Source organism: Cupriavidus sp. 291-E7, from assembly GCF_057798835.1.
Window position 1 is genome coordinate 87407 of record NZ_JBYOJV010000018.1, and the last position, 26511, is coordinate 113917.

General features: G+C 64.8%; 24 protein-coding genes. 2 read left to right on the forward strand and 22 right to left on the reverse strand.

The genetic code is table 11. The features are described 5' to 3' along the window. Positions 1–2: 2 nt before the first annotated feature. The 22 genes from AC3FLX_RS26220 to AC3FLX_RS26325 form a co-directional block, all read right to left on the reverse strand. Positions 3–1160, reverse strand: a complete 1158-nt coding sequence (locus AC3FLX_RS26220; RefSeq protein ID WP_488700262.1) for a sensor histidine kinase — start codon at positions 1158–1160, stop codon at positions 3–5. A 226-nt stretch (positions 1161–1386) separates the two neighbouring features. Beyond that, positions 1387–2334, reverse strand: a complete 948-nt coding sequence (locus AC3FLX_RS26225; RefSeq protein ID WP_488700263.1) for a CysB family HTH-type transcriptional regulator — start codon at positions 2332–2334, stop codon at positions 1387–1389. After that, positions 2331–3434, reverse strand: coding sequence for a sulfate/molybdate ABC transporter ATP-binding protein (locus tag AC3FLX_RS26230; RefSeq protein WP_488700264.1), 1104 nt, complete (start codon positions 3432–3434; stop codon positions 2331–2333). The genes AC3FLX_RS26225 and AC3FLX_RS26230 overlap by 4 nt, the downstream gene beginning before the upstream one ends. Further along, complete coding sequence (gene cysW / locus AC3FLX_RS26235; RefSeq protein ID WP_488700265.1) at positions 3431–4318, reverse strand: sulfate ABC transporter permease subunit CysW; 888 nt, start codon at positions 4316–4318, stop codon at positions 3431–3433. The genes AC3FLX_RS26230 and cysW overlap by 4 nt, the downstream gene beginning before the upstream one ends. Position 4319: 1 nt before the next feature. Then, positions 4320–5255, reverse strand: a complete 936-nt coding sequence (gene cysT, locus AC3FLX_RS26240) for a sulfate ABC transporter permease subunit CysT (protein WP_488700266.1) — start codon at positions 5253–5255, stop codon at positions 4320–4322. Between the two features lie 108 nt (positions 5256–5363). Continuing rightward, on the reverse strand, positions 5364–6029 hold the full coding sequence (locus AC3FLX_RS26245; protein WP_488700267.1) for an RBBP9/YdeN family alpha/beta hydrolase: 666 nt from the start codon (positions 6027–6029) through the stop codon (positions 5364–5366). A 52-nt stretch (positions 6030–6081) separates the two neighbouring features. Further along, positions 6082–6894 (reverse strand): EAL domain-containing protein, encoded by an 813-nt coding sequence (locus tag AC3FLX_RS26250; protein WP_488700268.1) that lies wholly within the window; start codon positions 6892–6894, stop codon positions 6082–6084. Between the two features lie 39 nt (positions 6895–6933). After that, on the reverse strand, positions 6934–7815 hold the full coding sequence (locus tag AC3FLX_RS26255; protein ID WP_488700269.1) for an ATP-binding cassette domain-containing protein: 882 nt from the start codon (positions 7813–7815) through the stop codon (positions 6934–6936). Positions 7816–7836: 21 nt separating this feature from the next. Next, positions 7837–8622: an aliphatic sulfonate ABC transporter permease SsuC gene (ssuC, locus tag AC3FLX_RS26260; protein WP_488700270.1), complete on the reverse strand. Its 786-nt coding sequence runs from the start codon at positions 8620–8622 to the stop codon at positions 7837–7839. A gap of 14 nt (positions 8623–8636) precedes the next feature. After that, positions 8637–9800: an FMNH2-dependent alkanesulfonate monooxygenase gene (ssuD, locus tag AC3FLX_RS26265; RefSeq protein ID WP_488700271.1), complete on the reverse strand. Its 1164-nt coding sequence runs from the start codon at positions 9798–9800 to the stop codon at positions 8637–8639. A gap of 29 nt (positions 9801–9829) precedes the next feature. Continuing rightward, positions 9830–10873 (reverse strand): sulfonate ABC transporter substrate-binding protein, encoded by a 1044-nt coding sequence (locus AC3FLX_RS26270; RefSeq protein ID WP_488700272.1) that lies wholly within the window; start codon positions 10871–10873, stop codon positions 9830–9832. A gap of 236 nt (positions 10874–11109) precedes the next feature. Next, positions 11110–12117, reverse strand: a complete 1008-nt coding sequence (locus AC3FLX_RS26275; protein ID WP_488700273.1) for a sulfate ABC transporter substrate-binding protein — start codon at positions 12115–12117, stop codon at positions 11110–11112. 405 nt (positions 12118–12522) lie between these two features. Then, the gene (locus AC3FLX_RS26280) at positions 12523–12999 is read right to left on the reverse strand and encodes an OsmC family protein (protein ID WP_488700274.1); all 477 of its coding nucleotides are present in this window, start codon (positions 12997–12999) and stop codon (positions 12523–12525) included. A gap of 115 nt (positions 13000–13114) precedes the next feature. Next, positions 13115–15703, reverse strand: coding sequence for an ATP-dependent chaperone ClpB (gene clpB, locus AC3FLX_RS26285; protein WP_488700275.1), 2589 nt, complete (start codon positions 15701–15703; stop codon positions 13115–13117). A 195-nt stretch (positions 15704–15898) separates the two neighbouring features. Next, positions 15899–18085, reverse strand: coding sequence for a D-(-)-3-hydroxybutyrate oligomer hydrolase (locus AC3FLX_RS26290; RefSeq protein ID WP_488700276.1), 2187 nt, complete (start codon positions 18083–18085; stop codon positions 15899–15901). Between the two features lie 327 nt (positions 18086–18412). Further along, positions 18413–18793, reverse strand: coding sequence for a fluoride efflux transporter CrcB (gene crcB / locus AC3FLX_RS26295; protein WP_488700277.1), 381 nt, complete (start codon positions 18791–18793; stop codon positions 18413–18415). After that, complete coding sequence (moaE, locus tag AC3FLX_RS26300) at positions 18793–19305, reverse strand: molybdopterin synthase catalytic subunit MoaE (RefSeq protein ID WP_488700278.1); 513 nt, start codon at positions 19303–19305, stop codon at positions 18793–18795. Before moaE ends, crcB begins: the two co-directional genes overlap by 1 nt. A 1-nt stretch (position 19306) precedes the next feature. After that, positions 19307–19564 (reverse strand): molybdopterin converting factor subunit 1, encoded by a 258-nt coding sequence (gene moaD, locus AC3FLX_RS26305; protein WP_488700279.1) that lies wholly within the window; start codon positions 19562–19564, stop codon positions 19307–19309. Between the two features lie 12 nt (positions 19565–19576). Next, positions 19577–20812 (reverse strand): molybdopterin molybdotransferase MoeA, encoded by a 1236-nt coding sequence (locus tag AC3FLX_RS26310; RefSeq protein ID WP_488700280.1) that lies wholly within the window; start codon positions 20810–20812, stop codon positions 19577–19579. A gap of 143 nt (positions 20813–20955) precedes the next feature. Next, positions 20956–22401, reverse strand: coding sequence for a threonine synthase (thrC, locus tag AC3FLX_RS26315; protein ID WP_488700281.1), 1446 nt, complete (start codon positions 22399–22401; stop codon positions 20956–20958). 7 nt (positions 22402–22408) lie between these two features. Beyond that, on the reverse strand, positions 22409–23719 hold the full coding sequence (locus tag AC3FLX_RS26320) for a homoserine dehydrogenase (RefSeq protein WP_488700282.1): 1311 nt from the start codon (positions 23717–23719) through the stop codon (positions 22409–22411). 52 nt (positions 23720–23771) lie between these two features. Further along, positions 23772–25001 carry a pyridoxal phosphate-dependent aminotransferase gene (locus AC3FLX_RS26325; RefSeq protein WP_488700283.1) on the reverse strand — a complete coding sequence of 410 codons (1230 nt, stop codon included), beginning with the start codon at positions 24999–25001 and terminating at the stop codon, positions 23772–23774. A gap of 318 nt (positions 25002–25319) precedes the next feature. Between AC3FLX_RS26325 and AC3FLX_RS26330 the strand changes: the two genes are divergently transcribed. Continuing rightward, positions 25320–25706, forward strand: coding sequence for an Mth938-like domain-containing protein (locus tag AC3FLX_RS26330; protein WP_488700284.1), 387 nt, complete (start codon positions 25320–25322; stop codon positions 25704–25706). A gap of 180 nt (positions 25707–25886) precedes the next feature. Further along, on the forward strand, positions 25887–26348 hold the full coding sequence (locus AC3FLX_RS26335; RefSeq protein WP_488700285.1) for a peroxiredoxin: 462 nt from the start codon (positions 25887–25889) through the stop codon (positions 26346–26348). Positions 26349–26511: the final 163 nt, after the last annotated feature.

Genomic DNA, 26511 nt, shown 5'->3' on the forward strand with positions numbered 1-26511 from the left:
CGTCAGGTGCGGGAAATCGCTGGGGCCACGGGTGCGTGCGTCGCCGGGCGCGCCTCGGGCACGGGGCGCATCGGCGCTATCGTCGGCTCGGTGCTGCGCGTGAGCGGCAGCATCAACCGCACCACCACGCCGCGCGGCGCGTTCTCTTCCATCTGCATGGTGGCCGAAGCACCAAAAATCCGCGCCAGCCGCTCCCGCACATGGGTCAGCCCCAGGCCGGAACCGCTCTTGCCGCTCTGGCAGAAGCCCACGCCGGTATCGGCAATCAGCACCTGAAGGCTGCCGTCCTCGGCCTGGCGTGCGGACAGCACGATCTTGCCGCCGCGCATGCACGGTTCAATGCCGTGCGTGACGGCGTTTTCCACCAGGGGCTGAATCAGCATCGGCGGGATCTCGGCATCGGCCAGCGCGGGCGGCAGATCGATCTCGTAGTCGAGCCGGGCGCCAAAGCGCATGCCCTGGATGTCGAGGTAGCTGCGCAGCAGCTCGAACTCCTGCGCCAGCGTGCAATGCTCGGCCCGCGTGTGCGACAGCGACATACGCAGAAAGCCGATCAGCCGCTGCAGCAGCTGGCGCGCCGCGCGCGGATCGGTGGCGATCAGCCCGTCGAGGTTGGCCAGCGAATTGAACAGGAAGTGCGGCTCGATCTGCGCTTGCAGCGCCATCAGTTGCGCACGCACGAGCTGTTTTTCGGCCTCTTCGCGCTGCAGGGCATCCAGCGCGGCCTGGCGTTCCAGGTAGGCCAGCTTTTCACGGGACCAGTAGAAATAGATCATGCTGGCCGAAGCCAGCATGCCGACGATCAGGCACATGCGCAGCATGTCGCCGGTGGCCGCGGCCGATTTCTCGGGCAGGTTCAGCAGTTCTCGCGTGCACCAGCTGCCCAGTACCACGCCAAGCGGCACCGCCACCACGGCCAGGCACATGAACGGCCAACGGCGCGGGCGGTCGTTCCACCAGATCAGTACACGGGGAATGTCGATGAGCGTCCAGATGGCCAACCCTATCAGCTGGCTGTAGACAAAGTTCTGCACCAGCGTGCCGCCGGTCTGGAAGCCATAGTTGAGGCTGACGGCGATCACCGTGTTCATGCAAAGCACGAACAGCAGATCACGCGCAAGAATATTGAGCCGTGACGGCACCGCGCACGACATGCGCATATCTCTCCCTCCTTGTGCTTCTCACCACCGCGTGCAATTCTGTGATGCACTGCAGCATAGGTAGCACCCCGCGCATTCGGTCTCTTCCGGGGTACCACGATGAACGGCACTTTACGCCGGAGCGGGACGAGAGAAAAGCGCCGTGCGACGAACTGGTGCCGGGCGGCGCGAGAGGTGCGGTTCCGCGACTGGAAAGCGGAACGCGCGTTTGAAAAGACGAAGGGACTCAGGCGGCCACGGCCAGCCGGCTCGACGCTTCGGCCAGCGCCGTGGAAACGGTGTCCCGAGACAGATGTGGCGCGAACATGTTGATGAACGCATGGGCATAACCGCGCAGGTAAGCCCCGCGCCGCACGGCCACGCTGGTGGTGTTGGGCGAGAACAGATGGTCCGCCGAGATGCGCACCAGGCTGGCGTCCTTGCGCGGGTCATACGCCATCGACGCGATGATGCCCACGCCCAGGTCCAGCTCCGCGTACGTCTTGATCACGTCGGCGTCCATCGCCGTCAGCACGATCTCCGGCTGCAGCCCGGCATCGGCAAACGCGCCGTCGATCTTGCGGCGGCCCGTGAAGCCGGCGTCGTACGTAATGATCGGGAAATTGCACAGATCCTCGAGCGTCGGCTCGGGCAGGCGCGTCAGCGGATGGTCGGGCGACACCACGATCACGTGCTGCCAGCTATACGCCTCGAACGACGTCAGGCCGGCTTCGCTTGCCACGGCCTCGGTGGCGATGCCGATATCGGCCTGCCCCGTCAGCAGCAGCTCCACGATGTGCGACGGCGACGCTTCCTGCAGCGCCAGCGTGACGTGCGGATATTCGCGCCGGAAGCTCTGCACGACCTTCGGCAGCGCATAGCGCGCCTGGGTGTGCGTGGTGGCCACGGTCAGGCGGCCGGTATGGCGCCCCGCGAACTCGTCGCCGGCCTGGCGCAGGTTCTCGGCTTCCAGCAGCAGGCGTTCGACGATGCGCACGATCTCGCGGCCCGGCTCGGTCAGGCCGGTCAACCGCTTGCCATAGCGTTCGAAGATCTCGACGCCCAGTTCTTCCTCAAGCTCGCGGATCTGACGCGACACGCCCGGCTGCGACGTGTACAGCGCATTGGCCACTTCAGTCAGGTTGAACTGGCGGCGCACCGCCTCCCGGATCGATCGCAATTGCTGGAAGTTCATCGTGCCACCCCTTGTTCTTGTGTCGTGGTACCGCGATTGAAGACGCGCAGCTGGCGTGGACGCACCGCCAGCAGTTCCCCCTCACGGAAGCCCTGGTGCCGGAAGCGTTCGAGCGGCAGCGCCACCTCGATCACGTCCTGGTTGTCTTCGCGTTCGAGTTCCAGCTGGGCCACCGGGCCCAGCGTCAGTGCACGGCGCAGCGTCACGGCAATGCCATCGGTGCCCGGCGCGTAGCGTTCCAGCTCCAGGTCGTGCGGGCGCACATACGCCACGGCATCGCCAGCCGTCTCGAAGCCACTGCCCACCACCGGCAGGACGGCTTCGCCGGTATGCAGCAGGCCGCCGCTGTCGCCCACTTCGAGCCGGCCGTGAAACAGGTTCACGTTGCCAAGGAAGCCGAACACGAACGGCGTGGCCGGATGGTTGTAGACCGCTTCCGGCGTACCGAACTGTTCCACGCTGCCGCGGTTCATCAGCACTACCTGGTCGGCCACTTCGAGCGCTTCTTCCTGGTCGTGCGTCACGAACACGCTGGTCACGTGCAGCTCATCGTGCAGACGGCGCAGCCAGCGGCGCAGTTCCTTGCGGACCTTGGCGTCGAGCGCGCCAAACGGTTCGTCGAGCAATAGCACGCGCGGCTCCACCGCCAACGCGCGGGCCAGCGCGATCCGCTGCCGCTGGCCGCCCGAAAGCTGGGACGGATAGCGGTCGCCCAGCCAGTCGAGCTGCACCAGTTCCAGCAGCGACTTCACCTTCTCGCGGATCTTGGCTTCCGAGGGACGCTCGGCGCGCGGCTTCACGCGCAGGCCAAACGCCACGTTCTCGAACACGGTCATGTGCTTGAACAACGCGTAGTGCTGGAACACGAAGCCGACGTTGCGCTGACGCACGTGCTGCGTGGATGCATCCAGCCCGGCCAGCACCACCTGGCCCGCATCGGCGCGTTCCAGACCTGCGATGATGCGCAGCAGCGTGGTCTTGCCACAGCCGGAGGGTCCCAGCAGCGCCGTCAGCTCCCCTTCGGCGAAGTCCAGCGATACGTCGTTGAGCGCGACGAAGTCCCCAAAGCGCTTCTGTACGTTTCTGACCTGAATGCTCATGATGGCTGCCCTTCCGATTGCAGTTCACGGCTGGCGCGAATCTCGACCAGCGTCTTGATACCGAGCGTGACCAGCGCGAGCAGCGTCAGCAGCGACGCCACCGCAAACGCGGCCGCAAAGTTGTACTCGTTGTAGAGAATTTCCACGTGCAGCGGCATCGTGTTGGTCAGGCCGCGAATATGGCCCGACACCACCGACACCGCGCCAAATTCGCCCATCGCCCGCGCGTTGCACAGAATCACGCCATACAGCAGGCCCCAGCGGATGTTCGGCAGCGTCACGCGCCAGAACGTCTGCCAGCCCGACGCACCCAGCACGATGGCGGCTTCTTCCTCTTCGCTACCCTGCGACTGCATCAGCGGAATCAGTTCGCGGGCCACGAACGGGAACGTCACGAAAATCGTGGCCAATACGATGCCGGGCACCGCAAACATGATCTTGATGTCGTGCGCTTCCAGCCACGGGCCGAACCAGCCCTGCGCGCCGAACATCAGCACATAGATCAGGCCCGAGATCACGGGCGAAACCGAGAACGGCAGATCGATCAGCGTGATCAGCAGGTTCTTGCCGCGGAAATCGAACTTGGCAATCGCCCACGCAGCGGCCACGCCAAACACCACGTTCAGCGGCACCGCGATGGCCGCCACGGTCAGTGTCAGCTTGATGGCCTCCACGGCATCGGGTTCGACCAGCGCGGCCAGGTATGTGTCCGCGCCCTTGCGCAGCGCTTCATAGAACACCGACACCAGAGGGATGAACAGGAACAGCGCCAGGAACAGCACTGCCACCGAAATCAGCGTATAGCGCACCCACGGAGACTCGCCCGTGGCGTCTTGCGGATGCCGGGCGGCCGATGCGCCCAGGCGGGAAACAGCGCCGGCCATATCAGTTCACCTCCGGGTTACCGTCGGGCAGCGCGGCGGCGCGGGCACCGGTCTGATGGCGTCGCGTCCAGGCTTGCAGCAGGTTGATCAGCAACAGCAGCACGAACGAAATCATCAGCATCACCACGGCCACGGCAGTGGCACCGGCATAGTCGTACTGCTCCAGCTTCGAATAGATCATCAGCGGCGCGATCTCGGACACCATCGGCATGTTGCCGGAGATAAAGACCACCGAACCGTACTCGCCAGTGGCCCGCGCGAACGACAACGCAAAGCCGGTCAGCAGCGCAGGCAGGATGGCCGGCAGGATGACGCGCAAGAACGTCTGCAGCCGCGACGCACCGAGGCTGGCGGCCGCCTCTTCCAGCTCGCGCTCCACATCCTCCAGCACCGGCTGCACCGTGCGCACCACGAACGGCAAACCAATGAACGTCAGCGCCACCACTACGCCCAGCGGCGTGAACGCCACCTTGATCCCGTGCGGCTCCAGCCAGCGCCCGAGCCAGCCATTACCGGCGAACAGCGCGGTCAGCGCGATACCGGCCACGGCGGTAGGCAGCGCAAACGGCAGGTCGACCAGGGCGTCGATGAAACGCTTGCCGAAGAACCGGTAGCGCACCAGCACCCAGGCCACGATCAGGCCGAACACCGTATTGACGATCGCCGCCACGAACGATGCGCCAAAGCTCAGTTCCAGCGATGCCACCACGCGCGGATTACTCACGGTCGCCCAGAATCCATCCCAGGTCAGGGTGAACGTCTTGAGGAAAACCGCTGACAGCGGGATCAGGACGATCAGCGTCAGATAGAAGATCGTGAAGCCCAGCGACAGCCCAAAGCCGGGCAGCACGGTGAAACGCTGGCTGGCTGGAAGCCGTTGCTGCACGGCAGGCGCCGTTGGCGGCGGCGCATCGGCCAGGGAAATCGAGGGTGGCATGGGTGTCTCGTCTTATGAATCCGACGCATAACGCGCCGGGGTACGAGACAAATTTTGCAGATGCGCCCTTATAAACAGAACGAATCTTTCCGAATTTTCTTAGACGTTTTAGATATAAGGGGTGGACTGGGCGACTTCCGCGGAGGCTTCCCAGGTATCCGTTCCATCTCCCAAGTGGAGAATGCGCCCTTCGGAGTCGATCCGCTGCAGCAATGTGGCGAGCAATGCCTGCCCCTGCTGCCATGTATCGAGCTGAGAATCCGCGTTGATGTGGCCGAGCGCGCCGGCGTCCACAAGCTCGCTGCCCCATAGCGTGCCCCAACTGAAGGCCGTACGCTGCGACATCCACGGATCGTTGGTGCTGGCGACGAGCACCGTCGGAAATGGCAACCGCCAGGTCGGCAACAGGGAACTGACGCCGAACTTGTCGGGGTCCGCCGGCGCCACGAGCAGCGCACCGGCAATGCCTACCGGATCGAGCGAAGCCTGCCGCAGCGTGGCCAGGCAGCCGAAGCTGTGTGCCACCAGCACCGCCCCGCGCGACGCCACGCGCAGCGCGCGCGACACCCCTTCCGACACGCGCTCCGCCCAGAGCGGCAGACTGGGTCGCCCCCAGTCGTGCTGCTCGATCCGCTGCCAGTCCGGATATAACGCCTCCCAGCGGCTCTGCCAGTGCGCCGGGCCGCTGCCATGCAGGCCAGGTACGGTCAGGATCTGCAGCCCACGCGGCACTTCCACGCGCGCAACGCCGCCCGATAGAGTCGATGCTGCCATACGCTCTCCTTCTCTTCGCCCGGCGCGTTCGCGCCTTGTTGTTCAGTTCTTATCAGGTACTACCCGCCTGAAGCGGTTCATGCAATTGCCGTGCCGGCACCGGCGCGCCAGCCACGGCCTCGCCCTGCCCCAGCACGATGCCGGCGTTCTGCAGCCGCTCCACGGCCTCGTCGTTCTGCAGACGCCGTCCGATCAGCGTGACGCCGGCACCTTCCGCGCTGGCACGCAGGCCGGCCAGCTGGCGATCGGTCCAGGTCCGCCGCATATCGAGCTTGAGCCAGTCAGGCAGCGCGTGCGCCATCAACGCACCGGCCTCGGCGGGGTCGGATGCCTGCAGGCTCACGGCAAAACCGTTACGGCGGTAATTTCCCACTACGTGCAGCAACAGTGGCAGATCATCGTTGGCGCTGGCAGGCACCTGAATCACGAAACGGTCGATCGGCAGGCCCAGCGACTCCAGCGCGCGCCGGAATGCCGCGCCGTGATCGTCGGCCACGGCGGCAAGCAGCCGGTTGTGCACGTTGAGCACGAGCTTGCGTTCGCCGTGTGCGGCGAAATAGTTGATTGCATGCACCAGGCGCGAGAGACGATCGAGCGACACCAGCGATGCATCGTCCGCTGCCATCGCAAACAGTTTCCACGCAGCCAGACCCACGCCATCGTCCGCGTAGGTACGGATCGATCCTTCGTGGGCCACCACCTCGCGGTCGGTCAGCGTGACAAGCGGATCGAACGCGCTGGTCAGCGAGCAGTTGAAATACTGGCCTTGCACCTGGCCGCGCGCGTCGCGCCACAGCTCACGGCCGGGCGCGGGCTCGCGCGGAAGCGTTTCAAGATAGCGTTCAAGTGCGGAAGCGTTGGTCATGGTGATGTCCATGTCGATGCACGCGGTTCGCCTGATTGCTCATGATAGAAGCTCCTCGGCGGCCCGGGCATGAAGATTCGTTGATGGTTCAGAGACGTTCGATGGCTGCTGCATCACGCGACGCAGCACGGCATCTTCGAGTTGCGCAAACGCCGCCGATCCGCGCTGGCGCGGCCGGTCCAGCGGCACGCGCTGGTCAAGTGCAATGCGGCCATCCTCGATCAGCACCACGCGGTCCGCCAGCGCAATGGCCTCCGACACATCGTGTGTGACGAGTAGCGCCGTGAAACCGAGCCGGCGCCACAGCGATTCGATCAGCGCCTGCATGTCGATCCGCGTGAGCGCATCGAGCGCGCCAAGCGGTTCATCGAGCAATAGCAGACGCGGATGATGGACCAGCGCACGTGCCAGGGCCACGCGCTGGCGCTGCCCACCGGAAAGCCGCGCGGGCCATTCACCGGCACGGTCGGCCAGGCCCACCTGTGCCAGCACCGCCTCGGCATCGCCGCGGCGCTCGCGCGGCAAGCCCAGCGCGACGTTGTCGAGTACACGCTTCCAAGGCAACAGCCGTGCATCCTGGAACATCACGCGAATACTGTCCTGCAGTGTTCGGCCTTGCTGGCGATCGAGCAGCACCGCGCCGGCATCGGCCGGCTCCAGACCCGCCACCAGCCGCAGCAGCGTGCTCTTGCCGCAACCACTGCGTCCAACGATCGCCACGAACTCGCCGGGTGTCACATCGAGGTCGATGCCGTGCAGCACCTCGCGGCCGTTGTACTGCTTGACCACCTGCCGCACGTGCAGTGCGATGCCACCGGTCACCGTCGGCTGGCGTTCTTCGTTGCGCGCGGCTTCACGCCGGGCAAGATCACGCTCCGCCCACGCGAGCGCGGCCTGTTCCACGGGAAATAGCGTTTGCATGGATATCTCCTTCAGTCCGTCTCAGCTGGCCTGATAGCCGGGATGCCAGCGCAGCCAGAAACGCTCCAGCGCACGCGACAGCACGTCGGCCAGCTTGCCCAGCAGTGCGTAGAGCAGAATGCCAACCAGCACGACATCGGTTTGCAGGAATTCACGCGCGTTCATCGTCATGTAGCCGATGCCCGACTGCGCCGAGATGGTCTCTGCCACGATCAGAATCACCCACATCAGGCCCAGCGAAAAACGCACACCCACGAGGATGTTCGGCAGCGCGCCGGGCAGGATGACCTCCCGATACAGACGAAAACCCGACAATCCATAGCTGCGCGCCATCTCGACCAGGCCGGGATCCACCGCGCGAATGCCGTGGTACGTATTCAGGTAGACCGGGAAAAACACGCCCAGCGCCACCAGAAACAGCTTGGCCGTCTCGTCGATGCCGAACCACAGAATCACCAGCGGGATCAATGCCAGCGTGGGAATGTTGCGCACCATCTGCAGCGTGCTGTCGAGCAGCGTGGCCGCCGTGCGGAACGTGCCGGTCAGCAACCCCAGCACCAGCCCAAGGCCGCCACCGACCGCCAGCCCGATCAACGCGCGCCACGTGCTGACCCATACGTGCCGCCACAACTCCCCCGACACCGCCAGCGACCAAGCGGCCTCCACCACCGCCAGCGGCGCCGGCAAGACGCGGTTCGACAGCCAGCCCAGTTGCGACGCGGCCTGCCAGACCACGATCAGCAGCACGGGCACCACCCACGGCGCCACGATCTGCGCCACGCTCTTTTTTGATGAGGAATCGGCCATAGTCGAACGCCTCCTCAGCTTTGCGATGCACGTGGCACGATGCCCGTGGCCATCACTTCGCCGAACGGTCCCGACAGCACTTGTCCCGGCAGCTTGTCGCGTACCTTGCGCGGCAGCAGCGGGAATACCAGCTCGGCGAACCGGTATGCCTCCTCCAGATGCGGATAGCCCGAGAAGATGAACGTATCGATGCCCAGCGCCGCGTATTCCTCGATGCGCGCCGCGACGGTCTTGGGGTCGCCCACCAGGGCCGTGCCCGCGCCACCGCGCACCAGCCCCACGCCGGCCCACAGGTTCGGGCTGATTTCCAGCGCCTCGCGCGTCCGGCTGGTGCCGCCCGCATGCAGCGCGGCCATGCGTCGCTGGCCTTCGGAATCCATCTTCGCGAAGACGGCCTGCGCACGCGCGACGGTCTCATCGTCGAGCCGGCTGATCAGTTCGTCGGCGGCGGCCCACGCCGCTGCTTCCGTTTCGCGCACGATCACGTGCAGGCGGATGCCAAAGCGCACGGTGCGGCCATGCTTCGCGGCCCGGGCGCGCACATCGGCAATCTTCTTCGCCACCTCGGACGGGGGTTCGCCCCACGTCAGGTACGCCTCTACCTGCTCGGCGGCCAGGTCGTGCGCGGCCGCCGACGATCCGCCGAAGTACACCGGCGGATGTGGACGCTGCACCGGCGGGTACAGCACGCGCGCACCCTTCACGGTGATGTGCTTGCCTTCGAAGCTGACGTCGCCGTTGTCGTGACTCGCGGCCAGCACGTCGCGCCAGATGCGGATGAATTCGGAGGATGCCTCGTAGCGCGCCGCGTGATCGAGGAACAGGCCGTCGCCTTCCAGTTCGGCCACGTCGCCACCGGTCACCAGATTCACGAGCAGACGGCCGCCCGAGATGCGGTCGAACGTGGCGGCCATGCGGGCGGCCAGCGTTGGCGTCATCAAACCCGGACGCACGGCAACCAGAAACTTCAGTTGGCGCGTGACGGCGGCCAGCGCCGAGGCCGCCACCCACGGATCTTCACACGAGCGGCCGGTCGGGATCAGCGCGCCTTCGTAGCCAAGCGTATCGGCGGCGACGGCAATCTGCTTCAGGTAATCGAAGCTGACTTCGCGCGCGCCTTCCGACGTGCCAAGGTAGCGGCTGTCGCCGTGCGTGGGGATGAACCAGAATACTTGCATGTCGTGCCTCTTGTTCTTCGGGGGTCGGATCAGCGCTGCGCGGTTGCCGAAGCGGCTGCGGGCGGCTGCCAGGCGGCGTCGGCCACCTTGATCGGTTTCGGAATCAGCTTCAGCGTTACGAATGCGTCGGCAATGCGTTGCTGCTCGGCCAGCACCTCGGCGGTCACCGGCTTCGCGCCATAAGCAAAACGGGATACGGCGAGGTCGAGCACGCTGGTGTCCAGGCCGGTTTCCTTGGCCAGGAACTGGGTTGCATCTTTCGGATTCTTCTCAGCCCACTGACCAAGCTGGGCGAGTTCGTCGAGGATGACGCCGACCACATCCGGGCGGGCATTCGCATAGGGGCGGGACGCCAGATAGAACTGGTGGTTGCTGACCACGTTCTTGCCGCTGGCATCGCGGCCGTCGACCAGCACGCGCGCGCCAAGCTGCTTTTCCGCGGCGGCCAGGAACGGGTCCCAGATCACCCAGGCGTCCACCGCGCCGCGCTCGAACGCGGCACGCGCGTCGGCGGGCGGCAAGTAGACCGGCTGAATATCGCTCCAAGGAATGCCGGCTTTCTCCAGCTGGCGCACCAGCAGATAGTGCACGTTCGAGCCCTTGTTCAGCGCCACGCGCTTGCCACGCAGATCGGATACCGACTTCAGCGTGGACGTTTTTGGCACGACGATCGCTTCGGATGTCGGTGCGGGAGGCTCATTGCCGATATAGGCCAGTTGCGCGCCGGCGGCCTGGGCGAAGATCGGCGGCGCCTCGCCGACCGTGCCGAAGTCGATCGCGCCGACGTTCAGCCCTTCCAGCAATTGCGGGCCGGCGGGAAATTCCGTCCACTTCACGGTGATACCTTGCGGCGCAAGACGCTTTTCCAGCGTGCCGCGCGCCTTGAGCAGCGTCAGCGTGCCGTACTTCTGGTAGCCAATACGCAGCTGCTTCGGATTCACGGTCTGCGACTGCGCGCTGGCGGGCGTTGCCACCAGGCCGTAGACCAGGCCGGTGGCGATCACGATCGCGCCAAGCAGAAGGCGGCGGCGCAACGAATGCGGCCGGAAGGAGGCGGAGTTGGTCGATGTCATGTTCTGGGTTCCTCGATGGCGGAAAGCGATGGAGCGAAATCTGCGGCAACACGACGCCCTGCCGGCTCATCGAGCGGCATACGGACACGTCATGCTTCGGAAAACTTCAGGTCAGGCGGGACATCGCTTCATCGCGATGCGGGAGGACACAGCTCGGCGGACAGCGGACATCTCAGGCTCCTTCATCGGGCGCGCCGGGGTGGCAGGCATCGGACCGTGCCGCCCCGGCATCGTGATTACCGCTTGCCAGGCTGGTACACCTGGTCAAACGAACCGCCGTCGGCAAAGTGGGCTTTCTGGGCCTTTGCCCAGCCGCCGAATACTTCGTCGATCGTGAACAGCTTCACCTTCGGGAAGTTGGCGGCGTACTTGGCAGCCACCTTCTCCGAGATCGGGCGATAGTAGTTTTTCGCCGCGATCTCCTGACCCTCGTCGGTGTACAGGAACTGCAGGTACGCATCGGCGGCCTTGCGCGTGCCCTTCTTGTCCACCACCTTGTCAACCACGGCCACCGGCGGCTCGGCCAGGATCGAGACCGACGGCGCGACGATGTCGAACTTGTCCGGACCCAGTTCCTTGATGGCCAGGATGGCTTCGTTCTCCCAGGCGATCAGCACATCGCCCAGGCCGCGTTCAACGAACGTCGTCGTGGCGCCGCGCGCGCCGGAGTCCAGCACCGGCACGTTCTTCAGCAGCTGGCCGACGAAATCCTTGGCCTTGGCATCATTGCCGCCCGGCTGGCGCAGCGCGTAGCCCCACGCGGCAAGGTAGTTCCAGCGGGCGCCGCCCGACGTCTTCGGGTTCGGCGTGATGACCTGCACGCCCGGCTTCACCAGGTCGTTCCAGTCCTTGATATGTTTCGGGTTACCCTTGCGCACCAGAAAGACGATCGTCGACGTGTACGGCGATGCGTTGTGCGGCAGGCGCTTCTGCCAGTCCGGCTTGATCAGGCCTTTCTCCGCGATGGCGTCGATGTCATAGCCCAGCGCCAGCGTGACCACATCGGCGTCCAGCCCGTCGATCACCGAGCGCGCCTGCTTGCCCGAGCCGCCATGCGACTGGCGGATCTGCACGGTATCGCCACCCTGGGCCTTGTAGGCCTTGGCGAAAGCAGCGTTCACGTCGACATACAGCTCGCGCGTGGGGTCGTAAGAAACGTTCAGCAGGTTGGTATTGGCCAGGGCGGCCGGTGCGGCGCCGATTGCGGACAGTACTGCGAGGCCCAGGGCCAGCTTGCGGATCATCTTCGGTTGCTCCCGTCAGAGTTGTCGTGAATCGTCCCGGCCTTCATATGGCCGGGCTTCTGTCAGGGAGACAGGCTACCGGTGGGGCTATCTGAACGGAACGAATGGTTTCGCCGATCCAAGCACGTTTTCTGCATAAGATCGGACGGGAATATAGGCATGCCGGGAAGCACGCATTCTGGGGCCGGAAAAGAAAAAACCCGCAGCACCGGAGTTGCGCTGCGGGTCAAGTTTCCATTCCGGAAACGGGTAGACAAGTCATGAAGAGCGCCCCCGCATCTCCATGACGGTTCAAATATTAGCTATCCGCTCGAAATCCTAAATTGACGCAGGTCAACCGGCTGTCAAACACGGGAAAACTGATGAAAACTGATGCGCGTTGGCATCAGCCCGCCGCCCGGGAGCTTATGCGGCGGCCGTTCCGATGACCGCTTCGCAGCGGATCGGAAAGTTGACCGAGTTGGCGATATAGCACTTTTCGTGGGCCACATGATGCAGATGCGCGGCCTTCTCGACGTCGTCGCCGGCGCGGATGGTCACCCGTGGGTGCAGGACGATTTCGGAGAACCGCCCGCCCTGCGGCCCGTCCGTCATCGTGCCCTCGGCTTCGTCCGTGTAGGTCAGAACCGCTATGCCGGCGTCCGAGCACAGGTGCAGGTACCAGAGCTTGTGGCACGCGGAGGCCGAAGCCACCAGCAGGTCTTCGGGATTCCAGCGCTTGGCATCGCCCAGGAAGGCAGGATCGGACGAACCCGGAATGGCGGGCTTCTCGCCGGCCCGGATCGTGTGGTCACGCCCGTAGGCGCGGTAGCCGGTGGTGCCGGTGCCGCGGTTGCCGGTCCATTCCACGCTGACGTGGTACTTGTGCTCGCCGTGAGCCATGAGATTGCTCCAGGGTGTGGGAATCGGGCAGAGCCAGTATTCTGCCGCAAAAAAAAGGACCTCCTGGGAGGTCCTTTTCCGTTTCCGGGTGCGAAACGATGGCGGTCCGGTCCGCTTAGTGGACCAGCCTGCCGAATGTGAACTCGCCGTCCACATAGTCCACCGGCACCACATCCTTGGCGGCGAACTTGCCTTCCAGGATGGCCTTGGCCACCGGGTTTTCGATCTGTTGCTGGATCGCACGCTTCAGCGGACGCGCCCCGAACACCGGATCGTAGCCCGCGCTGGCGATCTTCTCCAGCGCCGTTTCGCTGACGTCGAGCGTCATATCCATACGCGCCAGGCGAGATTGCAGGCGTGCCAACTGGATCCGCGCGATCGACTCGATGTTCTTCTGATCGAGTGCATGGAACACGACCACCTCGTCGATCCGGTTCAGGAACTCGGGGCGGAAATGCGTGCGCACCTCCTGCCAGACCGCGCCCTTCACCGCTTCCTGCGGCTCCCCGCTCATCGCCTGGATGATCTGGGAACCCAGGTTCGACGTCATCACGATCACCGTGTTCTTGAAGTCCACGGTCCGGCCCTGGCCGTCGGTCAGGCGGCCATCGTCCAGCACCTGCAGCAGCACGTTGAACACGTCCGGGTGGGCCTTTTCGACTTCGTCGAGCAGGATCACCGCGTACGGCTTGCGGCGCACGGCCTCGGTCAGGTAGCCGCCTTCGTCATACCCGACGTAGCCCGGCGGCGCGCCGATCAGCCGGCTCACGCTGTGCTTCTCCATGAATTCGCTCATGTCGATGCGGATCAGGTGCTCTTCCGAATCGAACATGAACTCGGCCAGCGCCTTGCACAGCTCGGTCTTGCCCACACCCGTCGGCCCCAGGAACAGGAACGAACCATACGGCTTGTTCTCGTCCGACAGCCCGGCCCGCGAGCGGCGGATGGCATCCGACACCAGCCGCACGGCCTCGTCCTGCCCCACCACGCGCTGGTGCAGCCGATCTTCCATCTTCAGCAGCTTCTCGCGCTCGCCCTGCATCATCTTGGCCACCGGGATACCGGTGGCACGGCTGACGACCTCGGCAATTTCCTCGGCCCCGACCTGCGTGCGCAGCAGCTTGTTCGGCTGCTTCTGCTCGCTGGCTTCGGCCTTGTTCGCGGCCTGCAGCTTGCCCTCCAGCGCCGGCAGCTTGCCGTACTGGAGCTCGGCCACCTTGTCGAGCTTGCCTTCACGCTGCAGGCGCGAGATATCGAGCTTGATCTTCTCGATCTCTTCCTTCAGCGCGGCCGCGCCCTGGGCGGCGCCCTTCTCGGCGCGCCAGATTTCGTCCAGGTCCGCGTATTCCTTTTCCAGCCGCGAGATTTCCTGCTCGATCAGCTCCAGGCGCTTACGCGATGCCTCGTCGGTTTCCTTCTTCACCGCCTCGCGTTCGATCTTGAGCTGGATCGTGCGGCGCTCGAGCTTGTCCATCGCCTCGGGCTTCGAGTCGATTTCCATCTTGATGCGCGCGGCGGCCTCGTCGATCAGGTCGATCGCCTTGTCGGGCAGGAAGCGGTCCGTGATGTACCGATGCGACAGCTCCGCCGCGGCCACGATAGCCGGGTCGGTGATCTCGACGCCGTGGTGCAGCTCGTACTTTTCCTGCAGGCCGCGCAGGATGGCGATGGTCGACTCCACGCTCGGCTCGTCCACCAGCACCTTCTGGAAGCGGCGCTCCAGCGCGGCGTCCTTCTCGATGTACTTGCGGTATTCGTTCAGCGTGGTGGCGCCGATGCAGTGCAGCTCGCCACGCGCCAGCGCCGGCTTGAGCATGTTGCCCGCATCGATCGCGCCTTCGGCCTTGCCCGCACCCACCATCGTGTGGATCTCGTCGATAAAGACGATGGTCTGGCCTTCGTCCTTGGCCACGTCGCTCAGCACCGCCTTCAGACGCTCCTCGAACTCGCCGCGATACTTCGCGCCGGCCAGCAGTCCGGCCATATCCAGCACCAGCACGCGCTTGTTCTTGAGTGTCTCCGGCACTTCGCCGTTGACGATGCGCTGCGCCAGCCCTTCGACGATGGCGGTCTTGCCCACGCCCGGTTCGCCGATCAGTACCGGATTGTTCTTGGTACGGCGCTGGAGGATCTGGATCGCGCGGCGGATTTCGTCATCGCGCCCGATCACAGGGTCGAGCTTGCCCGCGCGGGCCCGCTCGGTCAGGTCCACGGTGTATTTCTTCAGCGCTTCGCGCTGTGATTCGGCATCGGCGCTGTTGACGTTGTCACCGCCGCGCACGGCCGTGATCGCCGCTTCCAGCGACTTGCGCGAGAGGCCGTTTTCGCGGGCAATGCGTCCCGTGTCGCCCTTGTCGTCGGACACGGCGAGCAGGAACAGCTCGCTGGCGATGAACTGGTCGCCGCGCTTGATGGCTTCCTTTTCGGTGGCATTGAGCAGATTGTTGAGGTCGCGTCCAACCTGTACCTCATTGGTCCCCTGAACCTGGGGCAGCCGCTTGATCGCCGCGTCGAGCGCGGTCTGCAGGCCGTTCACGTTGACGCCGGCACGCGACAGCAGCGTGCGCGCCGAGCCGTCGTCCTGGCTCAGCAGCGCGCGCAGCAGGTGCTGGGGTTCGATGTACTGGTTGTCGTGGCCCAGTGCCAGGCTTTGCGCTTCAGCCAGCGCTTCCTGGAACCGGGTGGTGAGTTTGTCAATTCGCATCAGGATCCCTCTCTCATGGTCGTGAGTGTGTCCTGGTGCGGGGCGGCGACGTGGCAGCCCACGGCTGCCGTTTCGCGCATGCCCTGCCGGACACGGTACTTCCGAAAGATAGGGCTTTGCATTGACATTTCAAGACACCCGCCACACAACTTGTACAGACTGCAAGTGCATGGCGGGTTACCTGGCGACGTGCGGCTAGTTCGGCACGTCGACGGTGGTGCCGGTGACGGAAATGGTGTCGCCGGCAGCCGGGGTGGCCGCTATCGGGGGCACGTTGGCGGGCAGGATCTGCGGGCCGACGATGGCGGTTGCGCCGCCGCCACGCGGCGTGGTTCGCACCACTTGCGATGGCGGAAGCGCCGTATTGCTCTTGAGGTTGGCGTAGACCGCATCGAGCGCGCGATTCACGTACACGTGCATGGGGATGAACCGCGAGCTATACCCGGCGACGAGGTCGATGAATCCATCGAAATGCTGCCCGTTTGTCACCTCGATATAGGACAGCTTGCTGGCGCTGCCTTCCACCGACTTGTTCAGCCCCAGGTAAGGGCGGGACGTGTGGTTGACGGGCAGCAGCGCATCGCTGCGGCCATGCACGATGATCGCCGGCTTGCCACGCAGGTTGCCATTACGGTAAGTCTGGCCGATGCCGGCCATCAGGGCCGCGTTACTGGCGTCCAGCAGATTGCGCAGGCACAGCGCGCCATCGAGATTGGCATCGGCCAAGGTCGTCGTTGGAGAGGTGGACAGGAAGTCGCGGAACGGCCCTGCCGGATTCACGTCGTTGATGATCGTGACCGGCGCGGTGGGCGGAATGCCGTTGCCGGTGGAGAACATGCCCGCCAGCGACGGGGCGGGAATGGCCACCGGCGTCAGCCCCGTGCTGACTGCGGCGTAGCTGTAGTTGCAGAGCCGGTCCGTGACACTGGCACGGGAATACGAGTTGGCGTACGTGACCGAGATCGAACTTGCCACCTCCAGCAGCGACAGCGATGTATGCAGTTCATCGGACTCCTGCTCCCAGCCGGCCGCGCGCAAGGCGTTCAACGCGGCGTTCGCCTGATCCGTGGTCGTCGCCCCAGCCAGCTTGTTCTTCGTCACAAGCGACTGGCAGCGGTCAATCGTCTGCGAGGGCAGCGCCGGCAACGTCGAGGTTGCCGATACGCGCGGTGCGTTGACCAGGCTGGGCACCTGTGCCGCGCATAGCTGGAACAGGTTTGCCGTCGTCGTGTAGTCATAAAGATGCTTGCCCGATGCCGCCACGGGCGAGCCGCCGCGCCGGACCGTGATGACCGGGCTGGGCGGCATTTCCACGTTCGGTTCGCCCACGGCCACGCCGTCGATCAGCCCATCCGTGTCCTGTTCGGCGGCGGCAATCGCGGCGCCTCCGCCATTGGAAATGGCCGACGCGATGATCAGCACCTTGTCCTTGGTAAAGGTGTTCTCGCGCACACCGTCGGAACCCATCGCGCCAAACCGGTCATTGATGGCGAACAGCGCGAACTGGATGGCCTGGAGCGTGTTCTGCCCCCAGTCCGCCTCGGGGTTCTGCTGCGAATGCGCATGCTTGAAGGCCAGGCGATGCGGATTGGCCACAGTGAAATCGGCCAGGGACTGCGCGCCCGGCTCGGCCGCAAACTGGGCCAGCTTGCCGGCACCACGGCGGTCCGCGCGGGTGCCGTCGATCAGCGGCACGGTATCGGTATCGAGGTCGTGCGGCGCGGCGCCGGTGCCCTTGTCGGTATAGGCCACGGCGCAGCCGCGCTTGAGGCCCCACTCGCCCACGGCGATGCCGCCATAGACGCCACGCGACCCCGACGACGTGGCCGAGATGATGCATGGATTGTTGCGGTCGAACGAATCCGGAACCTGCGCCATCATCGTCACGTTCTTCTGGCCCGTGCCGTCATCGGCATAGCCGATGTACTCGAAGCCGGGCACCTTGCCCTGGCTCGCGGTCACATTGCCCTGCGCGTCGACGTTCGGCCCGTACAGCGAGCCATAGCCACCGGCCGCCTGCACATCCACGATGGCGCGATAGTTCGTCCAGATTGCATTGCGGCGCAATTCGGCAGCCGTCGGTGCATTGGGATTGGCAAATGCCGGCGCCGCGGCAGCCAGCCCATCCTTGCCCAGCCCGCCCGTAAGCAGGTCATCGGAATTGCCGTCGTATTGCTTGGTCTGGATCGTTCCGACGATGAAATCGGGACGATTGTTCGGATTCTGCGTGGTGCTCCCGCCTCCGCCGGGATTGCTGGACGAATCTCCGCCGCCGCCGCAGGCCGAGATCAGCAAGGTGGCGGCCGCGGCCGCAACGGCGGTCTGGCGGAGTCGACGCCGCAGGATTGGATCCGCAAGGCGCGAGGCGTAGCGAGGCTGCATGGGGATGTCTCCTTGTAATGGACGGAACGGTGAGGCCGCGATAAGACAAGGACTGCCTGAAGACAAGAACTAGCACTGCGTGAGCAAAACGACACGCCGGATTCTTGATAGCCACGGCGAGCCGGCAAGCGACCGTGACCGCACTTTCTAATGATCTGGAAACCAGACAGGCGAACGAAGTGAGGTGCGTTGCACACCCCAATGCCCATGCGGGAAATAGTAGTCGGTCCCGTGCGGACCGGAAGGAACAAAAGTATCGGGACTGTTACCTATGCCCCAGAAACTGGCCGGACAGACGGGGATACCGTCCCCGCCCGGCCCCGCTGTTCAGGACAGCGTGCGATACGTCCAGATCCCCAGCGCGGTCAGGAACAGCGAGCCGCCCAGGTGCAACGCCACGTGAGCCAGTGCCCAGCGGTAGTCGCCGGCCAGCAGATTGCCGATTACCTCGCTGGAAAACGTGGAAAAGGTGGTCAAGCCGCCCAGGAAGCCAGTCACGGCTAGCAGGCGCCATTCAGGCGGCAGCGACGGATGGGTATCGAAGAACGCCACGGCCAGGCCGATCAGGTAGCCGCCCACCAGGTTGGAAGCCAGCGTGCCGTAGGGCAGCGCGGGATTGGCCGCATTCCACACCACCGAGAAAAACCAGCGCAACCAGGCGCCCACGGCGGCACCGACGCCGACCGCCACAAAACCCAACGGAGCCATTATTCGCCCTTGTTGTTATTGGAATTGGAATTGGAGTCAGAGGATTCCGCGTTGAACGATTCGATACCCCAGCGGCGCAGCGCCGCATCGTCCGATACCCGGGCGTCCACCCAGCGCGCGCCCTCCGGTGTGGCTTCCTTCTTCCAGAACGGGGCCTCGGACTTCAGGTAGTCCATGATGAACTCGCACGCGGCAAAGGCGTTGCCGCGGTGTGCAGAAGCCACCACGACCAGCACGATCTGGTCCAGCGGCTGCAGCAGCCCCACCCGGTGCACGATCGTGACGCCAAGCAGCTCCCAGCGCTGGCGCGCCGCCGCCTCGATCTTCTCCAGCGCTTTCTCGGTCATGCCCGGATAGTGCTCGAGTTCCATCGTGCTGACGCGCGAGCCGTCGCTGACGTCGCGCACGGTGCCGATGAAACTGGCGACGGCACCCACGCCGGGGTTATCGGCGCGCAGCGCGGCCACTTCCGCCCCGAGCTCGAAGTCGTCCAGCTGGACGCGAACACCCATTTCAGCCCCCGGTCACTGGCGGGAAGAACGCCACTTCGCAGCCATCGGCCAGCGGCGTATCGGAACGGGCCACGGCGTGGTCCACGGCCATGCGCAGCGCGCGGCCTTCGGCCAGCGCCTCGGCCCACACACCTCCACGGTCGCGCAGCCAGCCGCGCAGATCGCCCACAGTGCGGATGTCGGCGGGCACCTCGGCGCGCTCGGCGCTCTGCCCAACCTGTTCACGCACGCTGGCGAAGTATCTAAGTTCTAGTTGCATCGCAATGAAACCCTAGGCCAGCAGGCTGGCAAAAGGAATGAATGAAACGGTGTCGCCGCGTGCAATGGCCTGGTTCGGCGGGTTGTCGATCAGGCCGTCGCCCCACACGGTGGATGTCAGCACGCCCGAACTCTGGTTCGGGAACAGGTCCAGGCCGCCCGCATCGTTCAAGCGGGCGCGCAGGAACTCGTTGCGGCGGTCGCCCTTGGGCAGGTCGAAATCGGCGCGCATGGCAATGCGGCGCGGTGTCACGTCCGCCACGCCCTGCATGCGCAGCAGGAACGGCCGGACGAACAGCAGGAACGTGACAAAGCTGGACACCGGGTTGCCGGGCAGGCCGATAAAGAACGTCGGCAAATCCGTGCCGTTTGCCACCTGGCCAAACGCCAGCGGCTTGCCGGGCTTGATCGCGATCTGCCACAGGTCCAGCCGCCCTTCCGCCGTCACGGCCGGACGAATATGGTCTTCCTCGCCCACCGATACGCCGCCCGACGTGATGATCAGGTCGTTGCCTTCGGCCGCGCGGCGCAGGGTGTCGCGCGTGGCGGCAAGCGTATCGGGGACGATGCCGAAATCGCTGACTTCGCAGCCAAGGTTTTCCAGCAGGCCACGCAGCGTGAAGCGGTTGGAGTTGTAGATCGCACCGGGCTTCAGCGGCTCGCCCGGCATCGCCAGTTCATCGCCGGTAAAGAACACGGCCACTCGCATGCGCCGGACGACATCGAGCGTCGCCTGGCCTACCGAAGCGGCCAGCCCCAATGCCTGCGGCGAAAGCCGCGCACCGGCCGGAAGGATCTGACTGCCGGACTCGATGTCCTCGCCCGCGCGGCGTATCCATTCGCCCGATGCCGGCACATGATTGACGATGACCGCGTCGCCATCGGCCTGGCATTGCTCCTGCATGACCACGGCATCGGCACCCGCTGGAATCAGCCCGCCGGTGAAGATCCGCGCTGCCGTGCCAGGCGCCAGTTCCGTGCCGACGTGGCCGGCCGGAATGCGTTGCGACACCGGTAACCGTGTGCCCGCTGCCGGCACATCTGCCGCGCGCATGGCATAGCCGTCCATCGACGTATTGTCGGCCGGAGGCACCCGCAGCGTGCTCGTGACCGGCGCGGCCAGCACACGGCCGTTGGCTTCGAGCGTATCGACGGTTTCCGTTTCGGTGATGGGACGAACGCCGGCCATCAGGGCATCCAGGGCCTGGGCCATCGTCAGCATCGGCGGGCGCGCTGCGGATTGGGTCATGTGGGTATTCGGAATCTGGGTTGGCCCCAACAGCAAAAAAGCCCCCGGCTCAAAAGCCTGGGGGCCGTGGCAGCGGGACCCGGCAAACCCGATTGTAGCGAGTTGGCGCGGGAACCGTGGGCGTGTGGGCGCAATACCTGTTATTACAGACCCGTGTGCTCTGCGATGTACGCCTTGATCTTGTCGGCGTCGGCCGGCATGACCTCGAATCGCTGCGGCAGGCGCTCGATGCCTTCGAATGCCGCCGGGCGCTCGGGCTCGTGGCCCAGCGCGTCGCGGATCGTGTCGGCGAACTTGGCCGGCAGCGCGGTTTCCAGCACGACCATCGGCACGCCCGCCTGCAGGTGTTCACGCGCCACCTTCACGCCATCGGCGGTGTGGGTGTCGATCGTCACGCCATAGCGCTGATTCACGTCGCGGATCGTGGCCAGGCGGTCGTCGTGCGTGCTGCGGCCCGACACAAAGCCGAACTCGCGGATGCGATCGAACTCGGGCTTGCCGGCAAAGCTGAAGCCGCCCTTGCTATCGACGTCCTGGAACAGCGCGGCCAGCTTGCCGGCGTCCTGGCCGAGCAGGTCGAAGATGAACCGCTCGAAGTTCGACGCCTTCGAGATGTCCATGCTCGGGCTGGACGTATGGTACGTCTGCGCCGATGTGCGCACGCGGTAGGTGCCGGTGCGGAAGAACTCGTCGAGCACGTCGTTCTCGTTGGTGGCCACCACGAGCTTGTCGATCGGCAGGCCCATCATGCGCGCGATATGGCCCGCGCAGACGTTGCCGAAGTTGCCCGACGGCACGCAGAACGACACCTTCTGGCCCGGACCATCGGTGGCCAGCAGCCAGCCCTTGAAGTAGTACACCACCTGGGCCACCACGCGCGCCCAGTTGATCGAGTTCACGGTGCCGATGCGCTGGCGGGCCTTGAACGCATGGTCGTTCGACACGGCCTTGACGATGTCCTGCGCGTCATCGAACACGCCTTCGATCGCAATGTTGAAGATGTTCGGGTCCTGCAGGCTGAACATCTGCGCGGTCTGGAATGCGCTCATCTTGCGGTGCGGGCTCAGCATGAAGACACGGATGCCTTCCTTGCCACGCATCGCGTACTCGGCCGCGCTGCCGGTGTCGCCCGACGTCGCGCCCAGGATGTTGAGCTTCAGCCCGGCACGCTTGAGCGCGTACTCGAACAGGTTGCCCAGCAACTGCATCGCCATGTCCTTGAAGGCCAGCGTCGGGCCGTTGGACAGGCCCAGCAGTTGCAGCTTCGTGCCGCCCTCTTCGCCCAGCGTGCGCAGCGGCGTGATGTCGGCGGTGTTGTCGCCGGCACGCGCGTTGCAGTACACCTCGGGCGTATACGTCTTGCGCGTCAGCGCGCGCAGATCATCGGCGGGAATGTCATCGCAGAAGCGCGACAGTACTTCGAACGCCAGATCCGCATACGGCAGCTTGCGCCAGGCTTCGAGCTCGTCGGCGGTGACCTGCGGATACTGCTTCGGCAGATAGAGGCCGCCATCGGGGGCCAGGCCGCCGAGCAGGATCTCCGAGAACGATTGCGGCATGTCATGGCCGCGCGTCGATTGGTATTTCATAGCGGTCTTAGTTCAGCTCTTCCATGCGCAGGCGCGTGACCGGCGACAGCACCGTCTGCAGGCCCTCGATACTGCGGATGGCCGCGTTGATCTGCTTTTCCCGCGTCAGATGCGTCAGGATGATGATGTCGGTCTGCGGTTCGCCTTCGCGCGATTCCTTCTGCAGCATCGCATCGATGCTGATGCCGCCTTCGGCCAGGATGCGGGTGATCTCGGCCAGCACGCCGGTCTGGTCGGCCACACGCATGCGCAGGTAGTACGAACTCGTGACTTCGTCGATCGGCAGCACGGGCACGCTCGACAGCTCGTCCGGCTGGAACGCCAGGTGCGGCACGCGATGGTTCGGGTCAGCGGTGTGCAGGCGGGTCACGTCGACCAGATCGGCGATCACGGCGGACGCGGTCGGCTCGGCGCCGGCACCCTTGCCGTAGTACAGCGTGGCGCCTACGGCATCGGCCTGCACCAGCACGGCGTTCATCGCGCCTTCCACATTGGCGATCAGGCGCGAGGCCGGCACCAGCGTCGGGTGCACGCGCAGCTCCACACCCTCGTCACGGCGGCGCGTGATGCCGAGCAGCTTGATACGGTAGCCCAGTTCCTCGGCGTACTTGATGTCGATCGCCGACAGGCGCGTGATGCCTTCCACGTGCGCGCGGTCGAACTGCACCGGCATGCCGAACGCGATGGCGCTCATCAGCGTCACCTTGTGCGCGGCATCGATGCCCTCGATGTCGAAGGTCGGATCGGCTTCGGCATATCCGAGCTGCTGCGCTTCCTTGAGCACGGTATCGAAGTCCAGGCCCTTGTCACGCATCTCCGACAGGATGAAGTTCGTGGTGCCGTTGATGATGCCGGCGATCCACTGGATGCGGTTGGCGGTCAGGCCCTCGCGCAGCGCCTTGATGATGGGGATGCCCCCGGCCACGGCCGCCTCGAACGCCACGATCACGCCCTTCTTGCGCGCCGCTTCGAAAATTTCGTTGCCATGCACGGCCAGCAGTGCCTTGTTGGCGGTGACCACGTGCTTGCCGTTTTCGATGGCCTTCAGCACCAGCTCGCGGGCGATGCCATAGCCGCCGATCAGCTCGACGACGATATCGATATCGGGACGCGTCACCACGTCGTTGGCGTCGCTGACCACATCCACCGCACCACCGGTCAGTTCGCGGGCGCGCTCGGTATTGAGGTCGGCCACCACTGCAATCTCGATGCCGCGGCCTGCACGGCGGCGAATTTCCTCCTGATTGCGCTTGAGCACGTTGAACGTGCCGCTACCGACGGTACCGATGCCGAGAAGGCCGACTTTGATGGGATTCATGGACGTCTGACTCTGGGTTGCTTGATACGGAAATGGGGGGCGCCCCGGCGGCTCAGGCCGTGCCGTGACGTTTGCGATAGTTCTCAAGGAAGCGCGCCACGCGGCTCACGGCCTCGCGCAGGTCTTCCTCGTGCGGCAGGAACACGATCCGGAAGTGATCCGGCGCGTCCCAGTTGAAACCCGTGCCCTGCACCAGCAGCACCTTGGATTCCTGCAGCAGTTCGTAGATGAATTCCTGGTCGTCCTGGATCGGATACATCGACAGGTCGAGCTTCGGGAACAAATACAGCGCCGCCTTGGGCTTGACGCACGTAATGCCGGGAATCTGGGTGATCAGTTCGTAGGCCAGGTCACGCTGGCGGCGCAGGCGGCCGCCCTCGGCCACCAGGTCGTTGATGCTCTGGTAGCCGCCCAGCGCGGTCTGGATCGCCCACTGGCCCGGCACGTTGGCGCACAGGCGCATCGAAGACAGCATGTTCAGGCCTTCGATATAGTCCTGCGCCGGGCGCTTGTCGCCCGACACCACCATCCAGCCGGCACGGTAGCCGCACGAACGGTAGTTCTTCGACAGGCCGTTGAAGGTCACGGTCAGCACGTCGGTGGACAGCGAACCGATCGACGTGTGCGTGTTGCCGTCGTACAGCACCTTGTCGTAAATCTCGTCGGCGAAGATGATCAGCCCGTGCTCGCGCGCGATCACCACGATTTCCTTGAGCAGTTCGTCGGAATACAACGCGCCCGTGGGATTGTTCGGATTGATGATGACGATGGCGCGCGTGTGCGGCGTGATCTTGCGGCGGATGTCGTCCAGGTCGGGCATCCACTCGTTGGCCTCGTCGCACACATAGTGCACGGGCGTGCCGCCGGACAGGCTCACGGCGGCCGTCCAGAGCGGGTAATCGGGCGCCGGTACCAGCACTTCGTCGCCGCTGTTGAGCAGCGCGTTCATCGACATCACGATCAGCTCGGACGCACCGTTGCCCACGTAGATGTCTTCCAGCCCCACGCCCTGGATCTTCTTTTCCTGGGTGTAGTGCATGATCGCCTTGCGCGCGGCGAAGATGCCCTTGGAGTCTGAGTAGCCCGCCGAATTCGGCAGGTTGCGCATCATGTCCTGCTGGATTTCCTCCGGTGCATCGAAACCGAACACGGCCAGGTTGCCGATGTTCAGCTTGATGATCTTGTGCCCTTCCTCCTCCATCTGCCTGGCCTTTTCCAGCACCGGGCCGCGGATGTCATAGCAAACGTTCTGGAGCTTGTTCGATTTCTGGATGGGTTTCACGGCGGTTTCGGCGATGTCAGGGCAAGCTGCCCGTCTCGGCGGCAGCGGTCTTGGGAATCTTCTGGATTGTCCTGGACGTCTGGCGGCGCGCGTCGCTGGGCAGCAGTCGAGCGTGGCAGACCGGGAGGCAAAAGCTATAAGATATCGGATTATGACAGACTTCGGCATGGATTCTTGCATTGCAGCGAGCCTTTTGGGCCTCTGCGCGCACGATCCTGCCACCAACCCGCCGCCCGCCCCTACCGTCGACCATCCGGCCGCGCACAACGCCGCCGGGAACGGCCACGGACAGCCCCTGGGCGGCATGAGGCACCCGTCTTGAAACTCCACGCCGACAAACCCCAGAACCTCAACACCGTGACCGGCTATGGCCCCGGCTACGTCGAAATCAACGCGGTACGCCACGAGCGGCCCATCCTCGTCATGCCGGAGGGCGACATCGTCCCCTGGCCCGTCAGCCGTTTTGAAGATCTCGAACCTGCGCACTTCGAGGCACTGCTCGAAAGGAAGCCGGAAGTCGTGTTGCTCGGCACGGGCGACCGGCTGCGCTTTCCGCACCCCCGGCTGACCACGGCCCTGGCGCGCCAGCATATCGGCGTCGACGCGATGGACTTGCAGGCCGCATGCCGCACCTACAATATCCTCATGGCCGAAGGCCGCAAGGTGGCGGCGGTGCTGCTGGTGGAAGCCGCCGCCCAAAGCTGAGCCCTGCCCGTGCCAGTCCGCATGGCCGGCAATTTTTTGCCGGGTTGAGCCGACGCCACGCTTGAAGTCCGGCCGACTGCCCCAATCTGCACCCGCCATGAGGCAGGTCCAGGCTGCACATATCAATAACGGGCCGCCGCCATCACCGATGATGCATCGCCATCCAGGAGAGCCACCAGCATGACCGTCAGTCTCAACAAGGCCGTTCCCGACTTCCAGGCCCCCGCTACCGGCGCGGACTTCCGCCTCGCCGACCTGCGCGGTAAGAACCTGGTGCTGTACTTCTACCCGAAGGACAACACGCCGGGTTGCACCACCGAGGCCATGAACTTCCGCGACCAGCACGAGGCCTTCGAGAAAGCCGGTGCCACGGTGTTCGGCATTTCGCGCGACAGCCTGAAGTCCCATGAGAACTTCAAGGCCAAGCTGGAGTTGCCGTTCGAGCTGATCTCCGACGCGGACGAAGCCATCTGCAATATCTTCGACGTCATCAAGATGAAAAAGATGTATGGCAAGGAGGTGCGCGGCATCGAGCGCAGTACTTTCATCCTGGATGCCAAGGGCGTACTGCGTCACGAAATGCGCGGCATCAAGGTGCCGAACCACGTGGACGAGGTGCTGGCGATCGTCAAGGGGATGTGAACCCGAGCATCCTCGATGCCGCCGACAGTTGCGCAACCGCGACGAGAATTTGACCGATTGCAAAAGCCAAAACCTTCGGGTAGATTGGCCCTCAATGCGTTCAGATCCCAGTTGCCACGCTGCAGTAACGTCCCGGCCCGACAGGCACAGTCCCAGGGCTGGT